Annotated in this window: 17 protein-coding genes and 1 pseudogene; 12 read left to right on the top strand and 6 right to left on the bottom strand. The window is 58.1% G+C overall.

The genetic code is table 11. The annotated features are described in order from the left end of the window. Positions 1-233: 233 nt before the first annotated feature. The 7 genes from AC2FJZ_RS07470 (at position 234) to AC2FJZ_RS07440 (ending at position 7,085) form a co-directional block, all read left to right on the top strand. Positions 234-1,079, top strand: a complete 846-nt coding sequence (locus AC2FJZ_RS07470) for an AAA family ATPase (RefSeq protein WP_496668980.1) — start codon at positions 234-236, stop codon at positions 1,077-1,079. 101 nt (positions 1,080-1,180) lie between these two features. After that, a complete protein-coding gene (locus AC2FJZ_RS07465) occupies positions 1,181-1,630 on the top strand; it encodes a GNAT family N-acetyltransferase (RefSeq protein ID WP_496668981.1) in 450 nt (149 codons plus the stop codon). Continuing rightward, positions 1,627-2,994, top strand: a complete 1,368-nt coding sequence (locus AC2FJZ_RS07460; protein ID WP_496776786.1) for a DUF2927 domain-containing protein — start codon at positions 1,627-1,629, stop codon at positions 2,992-2,994. The genes AC2FJZ_RS07465 and AC2FJZ_RS07460 overlap by 4 nt, the downstream gene beginning before the upstream one ends. Before the next feature lie 7 nt (positions 2,995-3,001). Continuing rightward, complete coding sequence (locus AC2FJZ_RS07455) at positions 3,002-3,172, top strand: hypothetical protein (protein ID WP_172677845.1); 171 nt, start codon at positions 3,002-3,004, stop codon at positions 3,170-3,172. A 4-nt stretch (positions 3,173-3,176) separates the two neighbouring features. Beyond that, a complete protein-coding gene (locus tag AC2FJZ_RS07450) occupies positions 3,177-4,361 on the top strand; it encodes a vWA domain-containing protein (RefSeq protein ID WP_496776785.1) in 1,185 nt (394 codons plus the stop codon). Positions 4,362-5,036: 675 nt separating this feature from the next. Continuing rightward, complete coding sequence (locus AC2FJZ_RS07445) at positions 5,037-6,308, top strand: hypothetical protein (RefSeq protein ID WP_496776784.1); 1,272 nt, start codon at positions 5,037-5,039, stop codon at positions 6,306-6,308. A gap of 90 nt (positions 6,309-6,398) precedes the next feature. Next, positions 6,399-7,085 (top strand): M48 family metallopeptidase, encoded by a 687-nt coding sequence (locus AC2FJZ_RS07440; RefSeq protein WP_050602189.1) that lies wholly within the window; start codon positions 6,399-6,401, stop codon positions 7,083-7,085. A gap of 70 nt (positions 7,086-7,155) precedes the next feature. On the opposite strand, the gene AC2FJZ_RS07435 is transcribed toward AC2FJZ_RS07440, so the two are convergent. Genes AC2FJZ_RS07435 through AC2FJZ_RS07415 form a run of 5 tightly spaced genes read right to left on the bottom strand, consistent with a single transcriptional unit; the run spans position 7,156 to position 12,420 of the window. After that, positions 7,156-7,698, bottom strand: coding sequence for an RSP_2648 family PIN domain-containing protein (locus tag AC2FJZ_RS07435; RefSeq protein WP_496776782.1), 543 nt, complete (start codon positions 7,696-7,698; stop codon positions 7,156-7,158). Further along, positions 7,695-8,897: an RSP_2647 family RNA methyltransferase gene (locus AC2FJZ_RS07430; protein WP_496776780.1), complete on the bottom strand. Its 1,203-nt coding sequence runs from the start codon at positions 8,895-8,897 to the stop codon at positions 7,695-7,697. The genes AC2FJZ_RS07435 and AC2FJZ_RS07430 overlap by 4 nt, the downstream gene beginning before the upstream one ends. A 38-nt stretch (positions 8,898-8,935) precedes the next feature. Further along, on the bottom strand, positions 8,936-9,208 hold the full coding sequence (locus AC2FJZ_RS07425) for a hypothetical protein (RefSeq protein ID WP_050602186.1): 273 nt from the start codon (positions 9,206-9,208) through the stop codon (positions 8,936-8,938). After that, the gene (locus tag AC2FJZ_RS07420) at positions 9,192-11,987 is read right to left on the bottom strand and encodes a [protein-PII] uridylyltransferase family protein (protein WP_496776778.1); all 2,796 of its coding nucleotides are present in this window, start codon (positions 11,985-11,987) and stop codon (positions 9,192-9,194) included. The genes AC2FJZ_RS07425 and AC2FJZ_RS07420 overlap by 17 nt, the downstream gene beginning before the upstream one ends. 49 nt (positions 11,988-12,036) lie before the next feature. Beyond that, on the bottom strand, positions 12,037-12,420 hold the full coding sequence (locus AC2FJZ_RS07415; protein WP_496668995.1) for a DUF4440 domain-containing protein: 384 nt from the start codon (positions 12,418-12,420) through the stop codon (positions 12,037-12,039). Positions 12,421-12,650: 230 nt separating this feature from the next. Between AC2FJZ_RS07415 and AC2FJZ_RS07410 the strand changes: the two genes are divergently transcribed. The 5 genes and pseudogenes from AC2FJZ_RS07410 to AC2FJZ_RS07390 all read left to right on the top strand — a co-directional run. Continuing rightward, on the top strand, positions 12,651-12,908 hold the full coding sequence (locus AC2FJZ_RS07410; protein ID WP_496668996.1) for a hypothetical protein: 258 nt from the start codon (positions 12,651-12,653) through the stop codon (positions 12,906-12,908). Further along, the gene (locus AC2FJZ_RS07405; protein WP_496776776.1) at positions 12,908-13,192 is read left to right on the top strand and encodes a phage tail protein; all 285 of its coding nucleotides are present in this window, start codon (positions 12,908-12,910) and stop codon (positions 13,190-13,192) included. Before AC2FJZ_RS07410 ends, AC2FJZ_RS07405 begins: the two co-directional genes overlap by 1 nt. A 143-nt stretch (positions 13,193-13,335) precedes the next feature. Then, positions 13,336-13,539, top strand: a complete 204-nt coding sequence (locus AC2FJZ_RS07400; RefSeq protein ID WP_496668997.1) for a tail protein X — start codon at positions 13,336-13,338, stop codon at positions 13,537-13,539. A gap of 3 nt (positions 13,540-13,542) precedes the next feature. Beyond that, positions 13,543-13,986, top strand: a complete 444-nt coding sequence (locus AC2FJZ_RS07395; RefSeq protein WP_496776775.1) for a phage late control D family protein — start codon at positions 13,543-13,545, stop codon at positions 13,984-13,986. Between the two features lie 94 nt (positions 13,987-14,080). Further along, positions 14,081-14,527, top strand: a pseudogene (locus AC2FJZ_RS07390) (DDE-type integrase/transposase/recombinase); the annotation flags it as partial. Between the two features lie 107 nt (positions 14,528-14,634). Here AC2FJZ_RS07390 and AC2FJZ_RS07385 read toward each other — a convergent pair. Further along, entirely contained in the window at positions 14,635-17,694 is a 3,060-nt protein-coding gene (locus AC2FJZ_RS07385) for a hypothetical protein (RefSeq protein ID WP_496776773.1), read from the bottom strand. Positions 17,695-17,717 lie beyond the last annotated feature (23 nt).

Genomic DNA, 17,717 nt, shown 5'->3' with positions numbered 1-17,717 from the left:
CTATGAGACAAACATCAACAAAACCTTGTTTTTCTATGAAATTCAGCAGGCATTTTTAGGGCGAACCGCACGATGCCAAGCTTTGGCAGCGCGCGAATCAAGCAAAAGGGGTTGGAGATGCAGCAAAAATCCTGTTGACCGACGCAGGGACGCGGGTTGTCAAAATCCTTGCCTCTCTGTAACCCGGAAAACACAATTCACCCATCCATGCCATAAAACCACACGAGAGGCTCATGACCGCACGTTTTCAAGGCACTGCCGAATATGTCGCCACGGACGATCTGACCATTGCCGTGAACGCTGCCGTCACACTCGAACGCCCTCTGCTGGTCAAGGGTGAACCCGGCACCGGCAAGACCGAGTTGGCCAAACAGGTGGCCGGGGCGTTGGGGTTGCGGATGATCGAGTGGAACGTGAAATCCACCACGCGTGCGCAACAGGGCCTGTATGAATACGATGCGGTCAGCCGACTGCGCGACAGTCAGTTGGGTGAAGAGCGTGTGCATGACGTGTCGAATTATATCCGCAAGGGTAAGCTTTGGCAGGCGTTCGAGGCCGATGAAAAGGTCGTTCTGCTGATCGATGAGATCGACAAGGCGGATATCGAGTTTCCCAACGACCTTTTGCAGGAACTCGACAAGATGGAGTTCCATGTCTACGAGACCGCCGAAACGATCCGGGCCAAGAACCGTCCCATCGTCATCATCACGTCGAACAATGAAAAGGAACTGCCCGACGCGTTTCTGCGCCGGTGTTTCTTTCACTACATCCGCTTCCCTGACGAGGCCACGATGCGCCGCATCGTCGAGGTGCATCACCCGGGCATAAAAGACGCACTTCTGACTACTGCGCTGACCCAGTTCTATGAAATCCGCGAGACGCAGGGGTTGAAGAAAAAGCCATCGACCTCAGAGGTTCTGGACTGGCTGAAACTGCTGCTGGCCGAAGATCTGAGCGCCGAAGACCTCAAGCGCGACGGGGCCAGCGCCCTGCCCAAATTGCACGGGGCGTTGCTAAAAAATGAGCAGGATGTGCACTTGTTCGAACGTCTGGCCTTTATGGCGCGTGGCAAACGATAGCCAACACCTGTACAATCGGTGATCTTGGGTTGCGTTGCTGCACCCCGAATGCCAGCATCGCGACAGTAACAAGTTCAAACCCACAGAATTGGATACACCGCTTGGCGAATGCACTGAAAATCCGCCCACTTCGCGCCGAGGACAAAGACCAGTGGGCTGATATGTGGCGGGACTATCTGGCATTTTACGAAACCACCCTGCCTCCTGAGATGTACGAGACAACATTCTCCAGACTTTTGGATGAAGACCCTCAAGACTTCTCGTGTTTTGTCGCGGAACAGGATGGCGCTCTGGTCGGGCTGACGCATTACCTGTTTCATCGACATGCGTGGAAGGTGGAAAAGGTGTGCTATCTGCAAGACCTGTTCGCCAGACCCGAAACCCGTGGAAAGGGGGTTGGACGTGCGCTGATCCAGGCGGTTTATGACGAGGCCGACCGGCAAGGTGCCCCGTCGGTCTACTGGCTGACGCAGGAGTTCAACCACACCGCGCGGCAGCTGTATGATCGCATCGGAACGCTCTCACCGTTCATCAAGTACGTCCGCTCATGATGCGTTGGTCCGCTTTGGTGCTGGCACTGTTTGTGACGGGCTGCACATCGGTTCAAACAATCGAACTGTCCGAAAAAGTGACCTCGGTCGAAGTGGCGCTTCCTCCAACCAAGTCGTTCGGCTCTCCTCGTCCATGGCCACCCGCGCGGTCCAACAAGAACATCGCTGCTGACTTTGTGTCGTTGCATTTCGCGTTGGAAAGCGGGGCCGCCCTGCCCGTATTCACCCGGTTTGAAACGCCGGTCACGGTGCGGCTGACCGGGTCGCCGACCGCCAGTATGCAGCAGGACCTGACGCACCTGCTGAACCGACTGAAACGCGAAGCCGGGATCAATATCCGGCAGATCCGTGAGGGTCAGGCCAATATCACGATCGAGGCGGTCAGTCAGGAAGACATCCTGCGCATTCTGCCCAATGCGGCCTGTTTCGTGGTTCCAAATGCCTCAAGCCTGGACGAGTATCGCCGTGACCGCCGGAAAGCCAAAAGCAGTTGGACCGAGTTACGCCAACGTGAACGGCTGGGCATTTTCATTCCTTATGATGTCAGCCCTCAGGAAATACGCGATTGTCTGCATGAAGAGCTGGCTCAGGCGCTGGGGCCGCTGAATGACCTCTATCATCTGCCGGATTCAGTGTTCAACGACGACAACATTCACACCGTTCTGACCGGGTTTGACATGTTGATCCTGCGCGCCGCTTATGCGCCTGAGCTGCGAACGGGAATGAGCCGGGAACAGGTCGAGGCCGTGATCCCCGGAGTGCTGAGCCGCCTGAACCCGCGCGGGGACAGATTGGCTGTGCAACCCGCGACCGAAACGCCCCGCGAATGGGTCGAAGCCATTCAAAAATCGGTGGGCCCCGGGCCGGGATCGCCCCGGCAAATGAGGGCTGCCAGAAAAGCGGCCCGCATCGGCCAGCAATTGGGGTGGGCGGATCACCGCCGCGCCTACCCTCACTACCTTATGGGGCGGATGGAGCAATTCCGCGACCCGAACGAAGCACTGAGACAGTTCCAGATCGCGCAGCAATTTCTGAAGGCAACGCCTGGAACCGAGGTCCACAGGGCCTATGTCACCACTCAGACCACTGCCTTTGCGCTGGCTCAAGATCAGGGACCCCGCGCTTTACCCGAACTGAACGACGCCATCGACGTGATGACCCGCGCCGAGAACGCCTCGATCCTGGCCACGTTGCTGCTGTTGAAATCCGAGGCGCTGAAACAGGCCGGACAGGTTCAACAGGCCCGTTCGGTCAGGCTGGACAGTCTGGGTTGGGCGCGATACGGCTTTGGCTCGGATCTGGTGGCCCGGTCTTTGGTTGAAAGCGCGGGTCAGCGGGCCTCGGGCAGCACGACAGACGGATGAAACACACATGGTGGTAGTTCTGGGAATGGCGATACTGGGAGCAATCCTGGGCGCTTTGACCGCGAAGAAACGCAACGGCAACGGGGCCGATATGGCGCAATATGCAGCCGGTTACGGGATCGCGTTTGCGCTGATCGGTCTGGTGATCTCGCTGGTTCTGGTCCGTTTGGTGGGCTAACGCGATGTTTCTGCCCTTTTTCGAAAACCTCCGCAAAGCTGGTATTCCCGTTTCCTTACGCGAATACCTGACCTTTCTGGAGGGTATGAAAAAGGGCCTTGCCACCTATGATGTCGAAGCGTTCTATTACCTCGCCCGCGTGTCGATGGTGAAGGACGAACGCAACATCGACAAGTTCGACCGCGCTTTTGCAGCCAGTTTCGATGGGCTGAACGAGATCTGTTTCGATCAGGTTCTGGAAGCCGTGGATATCCCTGCCGAATGGCTGGCCAAGATGGCCGAAAAACACCTGTCGGACGAGGAAAAGGCCGAGATCGAAGCGCTTGGCGGTTTTGACAAGTTGATGGAAACCCTGCGCGAGCGGCTGAAAGATCAACAGGGCCGCCATCAGGGCGGCAACAAGTGGATCGGCACGGCCGGGACCTCTCCGTTTGGCGCCTATGGGTATAACCCCGAAGGTGTCCGCATTGGCCAAAAGGAAAGCCGCCATCAGCGCGCCGTCAAAGTCTGGGATAAACGGGAATTCAAGAACTTAGACGACACAGTTGAACTGGGCACCCGCAACATCAAAGTCGCTCTGAAACGTTTACGCCGCTGGGCCCGTGAAGGTGCGGCTGAAGAGTTGGATCTGGACGGCACCATCCGGGCCACGGCTGAACACGGCTATCTCGACGTCAAGACCCGCCCCGAGCGTCACAACGCGGTCAAGGTTCTGTTGTTTCTGGATGTCGGCGGCTCGATGGATCCGCATATCAAAGTGGTCGAGGAGCTTTTCTCGGCCGCCCGCACCGAGTTCAAGCATCTGGAATACTACTATTTCCACAATTGTCTTTATGAAGGCGTATGGCGCGACAACCACCGTCGCTGGGATCAGCAGACGCCTACCCACGAAGTGCTACGCACCTATGGCGGTGATTACAAGTGCATCTTTGTCGGCGACGCCTCGATGAGTCCCTACGAAATCGCCTATCCCGGTGGTGCCAATGAACATTGGAACCAGGAAGCCGGTCAGGTTTGGTTAGCGCGCGCGCGTGAGCAATGGGCGTCAAATCTTTGGATCAACCCGGTGCCCGAGAAATATTGGGAATACACTCATTCCGTTAACATGATCCGAGAGATTTTCGAGGATCGTATGGTGCCGATGACGCTGGCCGGCTTGGAACGAGGCATGAGGGAACTTACCCGCTAGCCAAAGTAAGGCCCCAAGTGCCGCCTTATTGTTTCCTGATTCCAAACAGACCTCAAATACAATCCTTCCCAAGCGCATATTGCTTACGATCACAGTGCAAGAGACTCCTAAGGGCTCGTCGATTTTCAGTTTCGTGGTAAGGTGCAAGCGGGTCGAAGCTTGGGGGCAGACATGACCAACCACAAATTAAGAAATCTTCTTGCGTCCGTGGCAACCGCCACATCATTGATTGTTACGTTCGGGGCGGCCGCGACGTTTGCACTTGCGCCGGATACTGCCATTGCAAAGAACGGCAAGGGGAATGGGAATTCTGGGAAAGCCGACAATGGGGGCGGATCTAAAGGAAAAGGAAACTCGTCAAGGGGGTCGCAGGCCGACGGCGGTGGTAAAGGAAACTCCGGAAAAGCCGACAAAGGAAACGGAAACTCCTCAAAAGGATCCCGTGCAAATAGTGCCGGCAAAAACAAACCCAAAGGCAAGGCCTCAGTTTCGGGGAAAGGTGCTGGCGCGAAAAAGCAACACGCCGCCAAGACAAAAAAGTCTAAATCTAACGTTGGTGGAAACCAAAAAGCTCGGCGAGTCTCGCTTGGCGAATTTGGGCGAGAATTCAAGAAGGATGTCCAGCAACTGTTTGGGAAGCAGCCTAAAAAGAAGTCGAACGGCAAGTCCGCAAATTTGAAACGCGCATACCAGACCGTTTCGGTCAAACCGATCGAACGTTCTTTACGTCCTGTTGTCCGGTATGATGTTACTCCTAACTTGGATGGCCGCAAGAAACACCGCTATCATGACCCGCTGGTTGCTGCGATCACCGATCCTTACGGGTCGGACAAGCTGCGCAATCTGAATGCATCGAAAGCGGCGGCTCCTGCCTTCCAGAACGCTGCGGCCAACAGCAATGTTGGGAAAATCGCCACTTATCAGGCTGCTGCCGCGGAATACTACGATTTGCGCGGGCAGTTGTATGACACGCGACGCGATTTGCGGGATCTGAACGAAAGTTATGATGGGCAAAGCAGCGACCAGATTGCCGATGACATTGCAGCGCTTGATCCGAATGATCCGGATTACGACAGCAAACGTGAAGCTCTGGAATCCGAATTGCGGGACGCTGAAGCATATGAGGAAACACGCGACGGATTGCGCGCCGATCTGAAAGACTTTCGGCATCAGACAAATGATGCCCTGCAAGAGGCTGAAGATGCGTTCTTTAACGCCTCCAAAGGGCGTAGTCTGACCAAAGATACCTTGGGAGATTTCCATGACAATCTTGGGCTTCCGCAACCCAAGAACCGTTACAAAGACGATGTAACGGTGCAACCGGTGCCTCACGATCCAAGCTATCACCAGTATTCTCAGACCCATAACTACAATGCGAAAGAAACCGAGTATCAACTTCGCTTTGGCACGCCTCATGACGTTAAAAAACACCGCTATCATGACCCGCTGGTTGCTGCGATCACCAATCCTTATGGCTCGGGCAAGCTGCGCAATCTGAATGCGTCGAAAGCGGCGGCCCCGGCCTTCCAGAACGCTGCGGCCAACAGCAATGTTGGGAAAATCGCCACTTATCAGGCTGCTGCCGCGGAATATTACGACTTGCGCGGGCAGTTGTATGACACGCGACGCGATTTGCGAGATCTGAACGAAAGTTACGACGGGCGAAGCAGCGACCAGATTGCCGATGACATCGCTGCGCTTGATCCCGGAGACTCGGACTACAACGAGAAACTCGATGCGTTGGATAACGAACTGCGGGACGCGCAGACCTTTGAGGAGGCTCGGGACGCTCTGCGCGCTGGTTTGAGAGATTTGAGGACGGATAGCCTAGTCGCGCAAAAAGAGGCTGAACACGCGTTTTTTGAAGCCTCCAAGGGGTCCACACTGACAATCGGAACTCTGGCTGACCTACATGAAAACCTGAAGCTTCCAGCACTAGGGAAGTAAGTATATTCCCGGCAGTACAAAACGTTATTGAAGCGTCTGACAGCGCCATTGTGCCTTGCCGAACTCGCGACGAAGAACCATATCTGGGCTATGATCAAACTCACTCCGATCCTTCTGGCCTTACTATACGGCCTGGCTATGTACCGGATTTCCGTCTGGCGCACCCATCGAGAACTGGATGCGAAATCAACGGAACTGGCCGACCCAGCGCTGAAACGCATGACGGACCGGCTGGCCGCTGCTTTGGGTATCGATCGGGTGCCGGTCTATATCTACGAGATCGACCCAGTGAACGGGCTGGCCGCTCCGGACGGGCGGATTTTCATTACGCGCGGGTTTTATCGGAAGTTTCGCAATGGCGAGGTATCGGCCGAGGAAATGGCCAGTGTCATCGCGCATGAGCTCGGGCATGTAGCCCTTGGACATGCGCGGCGGCGGATGATTGATTTTTCCGGTCAGAATGCGATGCGGACGGCATTGATATTGGTACTGAACCGGTTCATCCCGTTCATCGGCGCGATGATTGCCAACGCGTTGACCGCCCTTTTGGCCTCACGCCTGTCACGTGGGGATGAATATGAGGCGGATGAATATGCTGCCGCATTGCTGACCAAGGCCGGTATCGGCATAGGACCGCAGAAGTCACTGTTTCACAAGTTGGAGGACCTGACGCAGCAGCGCGCCGGTGTCGTTCCGGCGTGGTTGATGAGTCACCCCAAGACGGACGAGCGGATTGCAGCGTTGGAAGCTCTTGAGCAGCGTTGGGACCGTGGATGAGGGTGTGCAGCGAGAGGCCAGCCTCTCGCGCTCTCAGGGATATTTTTAGCCAGATGTAGGTGGACCTCGTTTAGCTGCTGAGGGCTTTGCCAAGGCGTGGCAGGCGGGCTTTCTTCATTAGTGCGCGCAGGGTCCATTTGTCGCCCGAGAGACGGTTGGCCTCGGCAAGGATCTGAATGCCGAGCGCGTTCAAGCCTTCCGGGTCCGACTGCCAGAACCCAAGCAGCAGAGTGTCGGGATCGCGACGCTCAAGCCCCTCTTCGGACAGGATATTTCGCGGGAAATCCTTGGCGTTCACTGTGACAATCATAACGGCAGAGGTCGCAACTGCCGTCGCCAGCACATGTATGTCAGCGGCATCCGGCAGCCAAAGTCGGTTTTGCAGACCTTCATTCGATGCGTGCTCGGCATTTGGCCAGTTGGCTTGTGTCAGTGCGATTTCGGCACGCGCTTGTGCCTCACCGGTGGGGCCCAGTTTGCGCGCCGCCCGGGCCCATTCTTCGAGGATGCGTGCGGACCATATCGGGGTAAAATGACCAAGACGTGCTGCACCCAACAGCATCTCGCGCATCACCGTGGGGTAGATGACGCAGGTGTCGAGCACGGCTTTCATAGTCGGTAGAACACCGCTTTGAGATAGCCGCTTTCCGCCAGTTGCGGCAATTGCGGGTGATCCGGTCCTGCAAACCCGGTATGGATCAGTTGCGCCTGCCGTCCGGCGCGACCGATCCCGCGGGACGAGGCATCGCGAAAACGGCCCAGATCAGCGGCATGCGAGCATGAGCACAACCCCAGATAACCGCCGGGTTTGACCAGAGCTGCGGCCAGTCGGGCGATCCGTTCATAAGCGCGCAGACCCGCATCCAGCGCCTGTCTCGAAGGCGCAAAAGCGGGCGGGTCGCAGATCACCACATCGAACTGCGCCCCCTCTTCCCCCAGTTGGGTCAGCACGTCAAACGCATCGCCTTGCCGGGTTTGAAACTTGTCGGAAAAACCTGAAGCTTCGGCCCCACTTGCAGCCAGTGCCAGTGCGGCGGCGGAACCATCGACGGACAGCGCTTGTTCTGCACCGCCTGCAAGCATGGCAAGACCAAAACCGCCCACATGGCTGAAGACGTCCAGCACCTGCGCGCCCGGTTGCACAAGCCGCGCAGCGAAGGCATGGTTGGGGCGCTGATCATAGAACAGGCCGGTTTTTTGCCCACCGGTCAGATCGGCCATATAGGTCGCGCCATTCATCGGCACCGGTAGCGGTGCATCAGGTGCAGTGCCGTGCAGAGTTTGATTGGTGTCGTCCAGCCCTTCCAACCCGCGTGTGCGACCCGAAGCGTTCTTCAGCACAGTGGTCACGCCTGTGACTTTGAGCAAAGCAGTGGTTAGCAGGTCCAGATGCGCTTCGGCCCAGGCCGCGTTCGGCTGGATGACGCAGGCATCGCCAAAGCGATCGATGATCACGCCAGGAAAGCCGTCCGCTTCGGCATGGATCAGGCGATAATATGGGGTGTCAAATAGACTTTCGCGCATCTCAAGGGCGCGTTGCAGGCGGGTTTGGAACCACACGGCGTCAAGCTGCGCGTCAATATCACGGTCCAGCACCCGGCACATGATCTTGGACTCGGGGTTGACCGCCACCAGCGCGATGGGCGCGCGTTTGTCATCCTCAAGCACGGCCAAAGCGCCCGCCGGGATCTTGCGCGTGCGGCGGTCGGTGACGATGTCATTGGCATAGACCCAGGGGAAACCATGACGCAGGCCGCGCGCATTGGCTTTGGGTTTCAGGCGGATACGGGGGCGGTCGGCAGATTGGGTCATGGCGCCCTCATAGTCGGGAACGCGCCGGTGGAAAAGCCCTAGCGGTTACGAGATCTCCATCCACCCCGGCGTTTGGGGGCCTGAGCCGCCTGAAGGCCCTCGCTCAGCACCTGAGTCATAGGATGATCTGGGTTCTGATCTACGTAGCCCGCGTGCAATTCTGCCAGCGCCGTATTCTGATCGCGATCGGCGGGCAGGCTGAGCGCCCAGTCCAGAAAGATGCTGCGGCATTCCGGCAAGGTGATGCCTTCGATGCGATAGGCTTCGCGGATCAAGCCCTTGTGGTCGTTGGGATCAGTGCTGCGCGCCATCTTCGCCCCCTTTAATTACGCCACCGATCAGATCGGCTGCGGTCTCATAGCTCTCTTGCAATGCCGCCTGTAGGGCCTCGACCTGTTCGAACCCGGTCGCCCGGCACAAAAAGGCCGCACCGCCCTCGCCGATCTTATCGGCTTCGATGACCTTGCCAGAAAGCAGCCGCGCCGCGCATTGCACAGACCAGCATAAGTTATAGCAATCTTTCAAAGATTGCGCCTGCGCGACATCCAGCAACCCGGTAGCGACGGCCCCATCCAAACCGGACGATACATCGCGCTGTTGAGACCCGGCCAACAAGGCGCCAGTTTCCGCCATCAGCTCGATATCCATCAAACGGCCGGGACCGTTCTTGGCATCCCAGATGCCCGCAGGCGCCTTGGCGGCGGCCAGACGCGCACGCATCTCGGCCACTTCGCGAAGGACTTTATCCTGATCCCTTGGGCGTGACAGGAATTCGGTCCGGAAGGTTTCAATGTCCCCAGCCAACCCCGCGTCCCCCGCAACGACATGCGCACGGGTCAGGGCCAGGTGCTCCCACACCCAGGCTTCATTTTGCTGATAGTTGGTAAAGCTGGCCCAGCTTGTTGCCACCGGCCCCTGGTTGCCTGAGGGACGCAATCGCATATCGACCTCATACAAGCGCCCTTGGGACATGGGGGCCGAGAGTGCAGTGATCAGCGCCTGCGTAAACCGGGCGTAATAAGTCCGCGTCGCCAGTGGGCGCGGGCCATCCGACATCTCTTGGTCCAGGGGGTCATAGATCACGATCATGTCCAAATCGGATTGCGAGTTGATGCGCCCTGCCCCAAGCGACCCCATACCCAGAATGGCGGCTCCTCGCCCTGGCGCGGGACCATGTTTGCGGGCGAAGTTGTCCGTGACATGAGGGAGTATGGCAGCGATCACCGACTGCGCAAGCTCTGCATATTGCTGACCGGCCTGTGCCCCATCGATCAGGCCCCGCAGATGATGCACGCCGATGCGAAAATGCCATTCCTTGCACCAGCGCCGCGCCAGATCAAGCTGGGATTCATAGTCCGTTTCTTCCGACAGAGCCTGTACCAGTTCGATCTGCAGCGCCTCTTGCCCTGGCCAATCGGTAAAGAAACTGCCCCCAATCACCGCATCAAACACAGACGCGTTGCGCGACAGATGCGAGGCAAGCGCATGGGATGTGCCAACAATATCGACCAAAAGGTCAATCAGATGCGGGTTTGCTTCGAACAGTGAAAACAGCTGCACCCCGGCGGGCAGACCGGCCAGAAACCCGTCCAAGGCCATAAGCGCCTCGTCCGGTTTGGCCGTTTTGGCAAGGCGTGATAGCAATTCGGGCCGCAGGCGTTCGAAAATCCGAGCGCCGCGCTGGCTTCGCAAGGCCGGATACGTCGTCCAACGGGCCAGTATGTTTTTGTCGAACTCCACGTCCTGAACCAGCGCGGGGGCTGGTGAGTGGCCCGGAGCGAAGAACCCCTCGGTCAACTCATGCACCTCAGTCAGGCGGCGGGTTAGGTCTTGTGTCAACTCGGCGCTGCTGATCCCCATCAGGCAAGCGACCCGTTCTATCCCATCCGGCGAATTTGGCACTTTATGGGTCTGAGCGTCGTGAATCATCTGAATGCGGTGTTCGACCTCGCGGTGCGCCCGGTAATGATCGGTCAGTTTTTCGGCCACGTCCTGCGGCACCCAGCCCTTCGAGGCCAGTGCAGCCAGCCCCGGAACAGTCCCCCTCACCCGCAAGTCCGCGTCGCGGCCGCCCGCGATCAGTTGACGGGTCTGGGTAAAGAACTCGATCTCTCGGATACCGCCCTGCCCCAGCTTCATGTCGTGGCCGGGAATCGACAAAGACCCACCTGTTCCTTTGTTTTCCCGGATACGCAGACGCATATCGTGGGCGTCCTGAATGGCGGCAAAGTCCAGATGGCGGCGCCATACAAAGGGGCGCAGGCTGTCCAGAAATCGTTGACCCGCGGCCAGATCCCCAGCACAGGGCCGCGCCTTGATGTAAGCCGCGCGCTCCCAGGTACGGCCAAGGCTTTCATAGTACCGTTCAGCCGCCTCCATCGCCATGCAAACCGGTGTCACGGCGGGATCGGGGCGCAGCCTCAGATCGGTTCGAAACACATACCCATCAGCCGTCTTGTCGCTGAGCGTTGCGCAGAAATTCCGCGTTGCCCGAACCATACCCTGCCGGGCCTCATAAAAGTCATCTGGGTCAAATCGCGTCTCGTCAAACAGAACGATCAGATCTATGTCCGAGCTGTAGTTCAGCTCATGCGCGCCCATCTTGCCCATCGCCAGGATGACCAAACCGGCTGCAGTTTCGACATCTTCCTCGGTCATCCCGGGCAGCTTTTTGCGCCGGATCAATGCTGCAATCTCGGCCTTGGCTGCAATATCCGCTGCCAGAGCTCCGAAATCGGTCAGTGCCGCCGTGACCTTCTCCAAAGACCAAGCACCTGCAATATCGGCCAATGCCGTGAGCAGAGCCATTCGCCGCTTGGCTTGCCGCAAGCCGGGCTTCAACTGGTCTGGCGGCAGGTCGCGTGCAGCGGTCATGACCTCCGCCAGCGCTTGATCCGGTTGCATCAGGGCCTCAGGCAGCCAATCCTTCTCCCGCTCGATCAGACCTTTCAGATAAGGGCTGGACCCGGCGGTTCCCGCAACCAAATCCCCTAACCCCTTAGTCAATCCTGGGATCAAAGCCCGTGCCTCGTCGCCTAAAGACGGATCAAAAGCACGTGGAAGTCGGGTAATAGCAAGAGCGTCAGTCATGCCCGCAAACTGCGCATTGCCGTGTGTGATCGTCAATGGGGCATTCTGATCAGATCTCCTGAAGAGGTGTGTCCTGACTGAAGCTGTTGACCCAGACATCGTTTCTTCTTTCCCAGAGCGAGGAAATCAGCATGGTGTCACGCCGTGTTGCACCCGGTCGCAGATATTCTGCCCGATAGGACAACAGCACAATGTCAGGCGTCAAAACGCGCAACCGCGCATCGCTCAGGTCAAACTCCGCCATCGTCGGCGCGTCCGCAAATTGACCGACATGATCGTCTCGATTGGCAAACCCGGTGGGATAAACCCCCAAAAAATCCGCACTCAGCAAAGCCCGGTCCGCGTTTGCATTTCCTTCCACCAGCGCCATCCATACCTGTTTTTCCAGATCCAGGATATCATTCAGCGCAGGCGCCGTTTTGTTTTCAGTCATATTCATTGTTGTGTGACACTTGTTATTGCAGGAAACTGGAAGAAGCCGGAAGGGCGTTGTAAAAAAGGGCTCATCGCCAAGCACCTCCCTAAAAGTTGCTTGAACCATAGTGGCTTTCAAAAACCGTTAAAATGGGCGTCTGCGCTTCGGTTCTAAAAATTGTGACACCAAATACTGCAATCCCTCTTGAGTGCCGCAATACCTGATTAAACAAGCCGTATGAGGCGCACTTGTCACTCGTGCCGGTGATGGATTTGTTGGTTAAACTCGGTCGGGAAAGCGAGCTGTCGGGTATGATCGACAGCCGACCACCGATCTCAACTCTGTCTGGTGGGCTCCAGGGCATGCGAGGTGGCGACACGATCACCATCACGATCGCACCACCGCCAGGTACCGATCCGGCAGAGATCGCGTGCATGGTGCGAGACCAGATTGAGCGCCTCAAACAAAAGCGGAACGCGGATCTTAATGACCGGGTGGATTACTGATGCAGTTTGGCGGTGTGATGATGGCGCTCGGTGTTTTCCGGTTTGGCATGTCAAACGGGGCCTATCAAAAGATGGCCCGAAGTGCCGGGCATCGCTGGACCGAGGTCAACCGGATCGGGCGGGAAGCCGCCCTGCAATACTTGGGCCAAAGCGCTCAGCAAATCACCATTGAAGGGGTCATTTACCTGCATTTCAAAGTTGGTTTGCGGCAGGTAGAGTTGATGCGGGCGCAGGCAGCTTTGAAGATGCTGTTGATGATGGTCGACAGGTTGGGTGGGGTCTGAAAGCGCTGGGTGATTGTTCAGGTCGAGGAACGCAAAAGCTACTTCATGCCTGACGGGGGCCCGCGCCAGATCGAATTCTCTCTGACGTCAAAACCCTATGGCCCGGATGCACAGGGCCTCACAGGTTTGATCGGGGGTATTCTGTGACAACGTACCGAACCATCGACGGCGACATGGTAGATGAAATCTGCAAGGCTCATTACGGCCGCGAGGATTTCGCCATTGTCGTCTACGAAGCCAACCCCGGCCTGGCAGCAATGGGGCCGGTCCTGCCGAAGGGGCTGGTGATCACCCTCCCGGTTGTTCAGCAACATCCGGTCAGGACACCAAAACGGCTTTGGGGTTGAGGCATGGAAATCGACTTTCGCATCCTCGCAGACGGCACCGATGTCACGGCATCATTTCAGGATCGTCTGATCAGTATGACGATCACTAACAAAGCCGGGTCCAAGTCTGACACCGCAGAGTTCCGCGTGGACAACCATGACTTTCAGTTGGCCCGGCCCCCGACCGGCGCGGCGCTGGAGATGGCAATGGGCTTTACCGGCAATCTGGTGTCGATGGGCCGTTTTGTGGTCGATGACCGGTCTGGCGACTTCGACCCGGCCACCCTTACAATCGACGCGAAGGCGACGGACATGCTGGGCGAAGTCCGCGCCCGAAAAACGCGCGACTGGCTGGGTCTCTCGATCGAGCGGATCGTTGGACAGATCGCAGGTGAACGCGGCCTGAAGGCGGTTATCAGCGACAGTCTGAAGGCGACGTCAAGAAGCGACCCAGTATTGACGTTCTGACCGAAGAGCAGAAACTGAATTTCGGCAACGGCGTCGGCCCCTAATGGATGCCGGGCTGGATACAGAGACTGATTACCCATACCGCCAGTTGGTTCTTCAAGGTCGCAAGTTTTGGATATGGCGTGCGGTCGATTAGCATAGCGTCGTGCTGAACGAAATCCTCCAACCGAAACGGGACAAACGGGCAGCAAATCGGTTGTTGCGGCGTTTGATAAGGAGTCTCGGCTTCATTCCCAAACGTATCATCACCGACAAGCCAAGGTCGTATAGTGCTACCAAGCGAGAGGTCGCCCCGGGCCTGGATCATTGGTCGCACAAGGGCCTAAACAACCGCGCTTAAAACAACCACTTGCCGTTCCGAAAGCGAGAGTGAGCGATGCAAGGGTATCGGTCTCCAGGCGGACTTCAGCGGTTCGTGGGGACCCATTCAATCATCCGTAATTGCATCAGCGTTCCCGCTCGCCGCCGCTCCGCCTCAACACTTCGATACCACCGTCTCGAGGCATATGGCGTCTGGAATGCAGCCACCCGAGCAGCTTGAAACCTAAGCATCAGCATTGCTTGGTCGACCGGAAATTAACGTGACAACACCCTCTCCTCAAATCTCAGCAAAAACGGTCCACTCTGAACGTCTGAGAAATACAGATGCTAACAGCAATCGTCCGACTTGACCTTCAGACCCAGCACGATCTCCTTGACGCAGACCTTGCTGATATCCTGATCGATACCGAGGCATTTCGCAAGGCGCTGCGCCTCGTCAAGGCAATCCTTGTCTTTGGGCTTGTCGGCGTTGTAGGGCCGTTTGATATCCGGGTCGAGCCGATAGGTCATGCCGCCGACGAGCCCATCATTGGCCAGAACATCAATGCGGATATCCCGGTCCGAGGCCGTTTCGACCGAGTCGCGCGTGAAGGGCTGTCCGGGATGCAGTTTGATGAACACCTCGCGCTTGGCCCCCGAGGCCAGCGAAAAGCCCGCGCCCACACCGACGAGCTCCAGCCGCCAGCCACGATCACGCAGAAGTCTGGGCAGATGGATGTCGAAAGTCATCTGACCGCGTTCCGGGTTGGGATTGCCCGCCCAGAAACTCACATTGTCGAGCCCGGCCATCAGGCCCTGCTCGCCGCCGCCGCCCGGAACCGGATTGACGTTTCGCTGACCCACATTGTTGTCGTTGGGGACAAGACGCCATTCGGGGATGGTTTCACCGGCGGTGAAATTGTCGATATTCGACGCATCGCCATCGGCGGTCACGACTATCAGCATGCAATCATGACCGTAGGCGTTGATGTTCGGCGTCCAATCGAACGGTCCGATGATCTTTTCTTCGGAATCGTTCGCGCCCAGCGTGCCGGCATTGACTGACGGCGTGCTGAAAGCCTCGAAATCAGCGGGCCAGTTGAGCCCGGCCCCGGGTTTCGTGTGATAGCCGTAGACAACCACGTTCTGCGCCTGCGCCGTGCCCCGGTTCTTGATCTTCACATAGGCGTAATTCACTTCGTTCAGGGCCGGTTCCTGGTGGGCCTCGATCCCGTCCGCCATGCGCCGGTTCCATATCGTCGTGGTGTTCCAGTGGACATGCTGAAAGTCATACCCTCCGGCGCGCCCGTCATCGATATAGACATCGGTATCGGGCGGATCACCGGCGGTCGTTATCGTCCCGTCCGGAGCGATGCCATCGACCACCAGCGGAGTCTGATATTCGCCCTGCTGTTCGAAACACCAGCGCAGCACCTTGTGATAGGCACCACCAAAGACGCCTTCGCTGGTCCAGTTGAGCGCGTCGGTGCTCATCAGCTGATCGCAGAAATCACGCGCATAGGCGGGATTGGTGCCCGAGGTGAGGTCCCCGATCGCGCGCATGATCAGATACATCGACATGCGCGAGGCAAACTGTCGGCGGCCCAGATTGGGATGATCACCACCAATGGCGCGATAGAACCGGAACAGTGTCGTCGACAGTATCTCTTCGGACGGATAGCCGCCGGTATCGCGCGAGCCGTTCCAGGCCCAGCCATCCGCGATGTCCCGGTCTGCCCGGCGGTTCAGGGATGGATGCCATGGCACATAGGTGAACCGGAGATCACCCGGCTTGCTGACCGCGGTGCCATCGACGCCCCAGCAGTTCGAGTCCGGGTCGAAATAGATCATCGACAGAACGTCACCGGCGCTGTGACAAAAGCCGAAATTGGCGAAGTCGACCCCTTCATAGAGGATGCCGTGGCCCAGCACTTCGTGCAGGTGCACGCGGGGGTCGGCGGCGCGGCCCAGCGGATTCGTGGTATCGGTGGTATCCATCAGGCCGTAGCCCACGGACCCGATGCCGCCCGACCCGTTGCCGTTGCAGAGCGCGTTGATCGTATTGTTCGACCAGTACCGGATATCGACGGGGATCGGAAAGCTCGTATTCGCCATGTAATCGCCGATCACGGTAAAGCCCAAATCCTCCATCGTCCGAAAGATCCGGTCGACATGGAAATAGCCACTCACGGACGCGAAATCATGCGTCCGGGCATCATAGTCGAAATCGGTGCCTGTGGGTTCGGTGGGTTCTCCGGGATCGAGGCCGGCAACCTGCGTCACTTCCGCATAAGTGCCGATCAGCGACTGCGTGCCGCCCGAGGGCGGATCGAGGTTTTGCAGTGTCACGTCGTCCCTCTGGGGATTGAGCGTTGCGTTGTTCGACGCGCTGTTCAACGCGGTGTTGCCGGTCTTGGTGATCGGGTCGTCTTCGAACACCAGCCCGTCGACGCAGCCCGAGAGCGAGCGCAGGTATAGAACGGCATTGCTTTCCAACTCGACCAGCATGCGCCAGACCCGTTTATCCGCACCGACCGTCAGCTCGAAATTGACCTCGGCCACCATGTAATCCGACCCATCCTTGATCCGGTCGGGGACGGCCGGCAGATCGAAGGGCTGCGGCATTCCGTGATCGAACACCTCCCCCCCGCTGCGCTTGCTCCGGCGGCGGGCTGGCGCGTCGTCCTCCTGGATGACCGGGTTCGGATCGTGCCGGTGATGCGGATCGAGGCGGAGGTCGGGATCAAAACGGTAGATCCAGAACCGCCCCTGGATCAAACGGCTAGAGACCCGCTGATCCTCGCCACTTTCCTGGAAGGTAAGCGCCTTGCGGATCAGGTCGCTGCCCGGCTGCTCGCCATCTTCTCCGGCCTCGCCCGCGGCAGGCCCGAAGGTGGTCGTGCGCAGGTCGGCGTTCGCGCGCAGGGCATGGGTCTGGGTCGTGACGGTATTCGCGTTCACAAACACCGACCGCCACCGGTCTATCGTCTTGCGCGACGGCAGCTTGGCATCGACGCCAGGCACTGTCGTGTCCTCCGAGGCGATGACGCGGTTGGGTCCCTGCTTGATGGTGACGCGCAGTCCGGCGCGCCAGACCGGCACGTTGAGGTAAGTCTGGAAGAACCCGTAGACGCGCCCGTCGAACCGCCCCTTTTCGTCGGACAGCCGGTAGTCTTCCGGGGCTTTCTTCGGATCGAGATACGTGACCTTCGTTTCAAGATTGTCGAGGCGTGGCGTCGCGATTTCGTAGACGCTTGCCAGATCCCGCAGATAGCGTGTCGCCGTCGCCAGCCCGCCGCCTCCAACCGGACTTTCCCAGTATTGCTGGCTATGGCGGATCTTGCGGACATGGTTCCCGTCATCGGTGCGGACATGCGCTTTCAGGTCGGAACGATAAAATTCTTTCATGACAAATGTCTCCCATAGTCTGT

This window comes from Ruegeria sp. CDSA079 (genome assembly GCF_059612245.1).
This window is presented reverse-complemented; position numbering and strand designations above follow the sequence as displayed.

Coding starts and splice junctions, on each gene's coding strand:
- AC2FJZ_RS07405 (WP_496776776.1), top strand. CDS start 12,908: ATGCAGTTTGGCGGTGTGATGATGGCGCTCGGTGTTTTCCGGTTTGGC.
- AC2FJZ_RS07395 (WP_496776775.1), top strand. CDS start 13,543: ATGGAAATCGACTTTCGCATCCTCGCAGACGGCACCGATGTCACGGCA.
- AC2FJZ_RS07385 (WP_496776773.1), bottom strand. CDS start 17,694: ATGAAAGAATTTTATCGTTCCGACCTGAAAGCGCATGTCCGCACCGAT.
- AC2FJZ_RS07435 (WP_496776782.1), bottom strand. CDS start 7,698: ATGAAAGCCGTGCTCGACACCTGCGTCATCTACCCCACGGTGATGCGC.
- AC2FJZ_RS07430 (WP_496776780.1), bottom strand. CDS start 8,897: ATGACCCAATCTGCCGACCGCCCCCGTATCCGCCTGAAACCCAAAGCC.
- AC2FJZ_RS07460 (WP_496776786.1), top strand. CDS start 1,627: ATGATGCGTTGGTCCGCTTTGGTGCTGGCACTGTTTGTGACGGGCTGC.
- AC2FJZ_RS07450 (WP_496776785.1), top strand. CDS start 3,177: ATGTTTCTGCCCTTTTTCGAAAACCTCCGCAAAGCTGGTATTCCCGTT.
- AC2FJZ_RS07415 (WP_496668995.1), bottom strand. CDS start 12,420: ATGACTGAAAACAAAACGGCGCCTGCGCTGAATGATATCCTGGATCTG.
- AC2FJZ_RS07425 (WP_050602186.1), bottom strand. CDS start 9,208: ATGGCGCGCAGCACTGATCCCAACGACCACAAGGGCTTGATCCGCGAA.
- AC2FJZ_RS07420 (WP_496776778.1), bottom strand. CDS start 11,987: ATGACTGACGCTCTTGCTATTACCCGACTTCCACGTGCTTTTGATCCG.
- AC2FJZ_RS07440 (WP_050602189.1), top strand. CDS start 6,399: ATGATCAAACTCACTCCGATCCTTCTGGCCTTACTATACGGCCTGGCT.
- AC2FJZ_RS07455 (WP_172677845.1), top strand. CDS start 3,002: ATGGTGGTAGTTCTGGGAATGGCGATACTGGGAGCAATCCTGGGCGCT.
- AC2FJZ_RS07470 (WP_496668980.1), top strand. CDS start 234: ATGACCGCACGTTTTCAAGGCACTGCCGAATATGTCGCCACGGACGAT.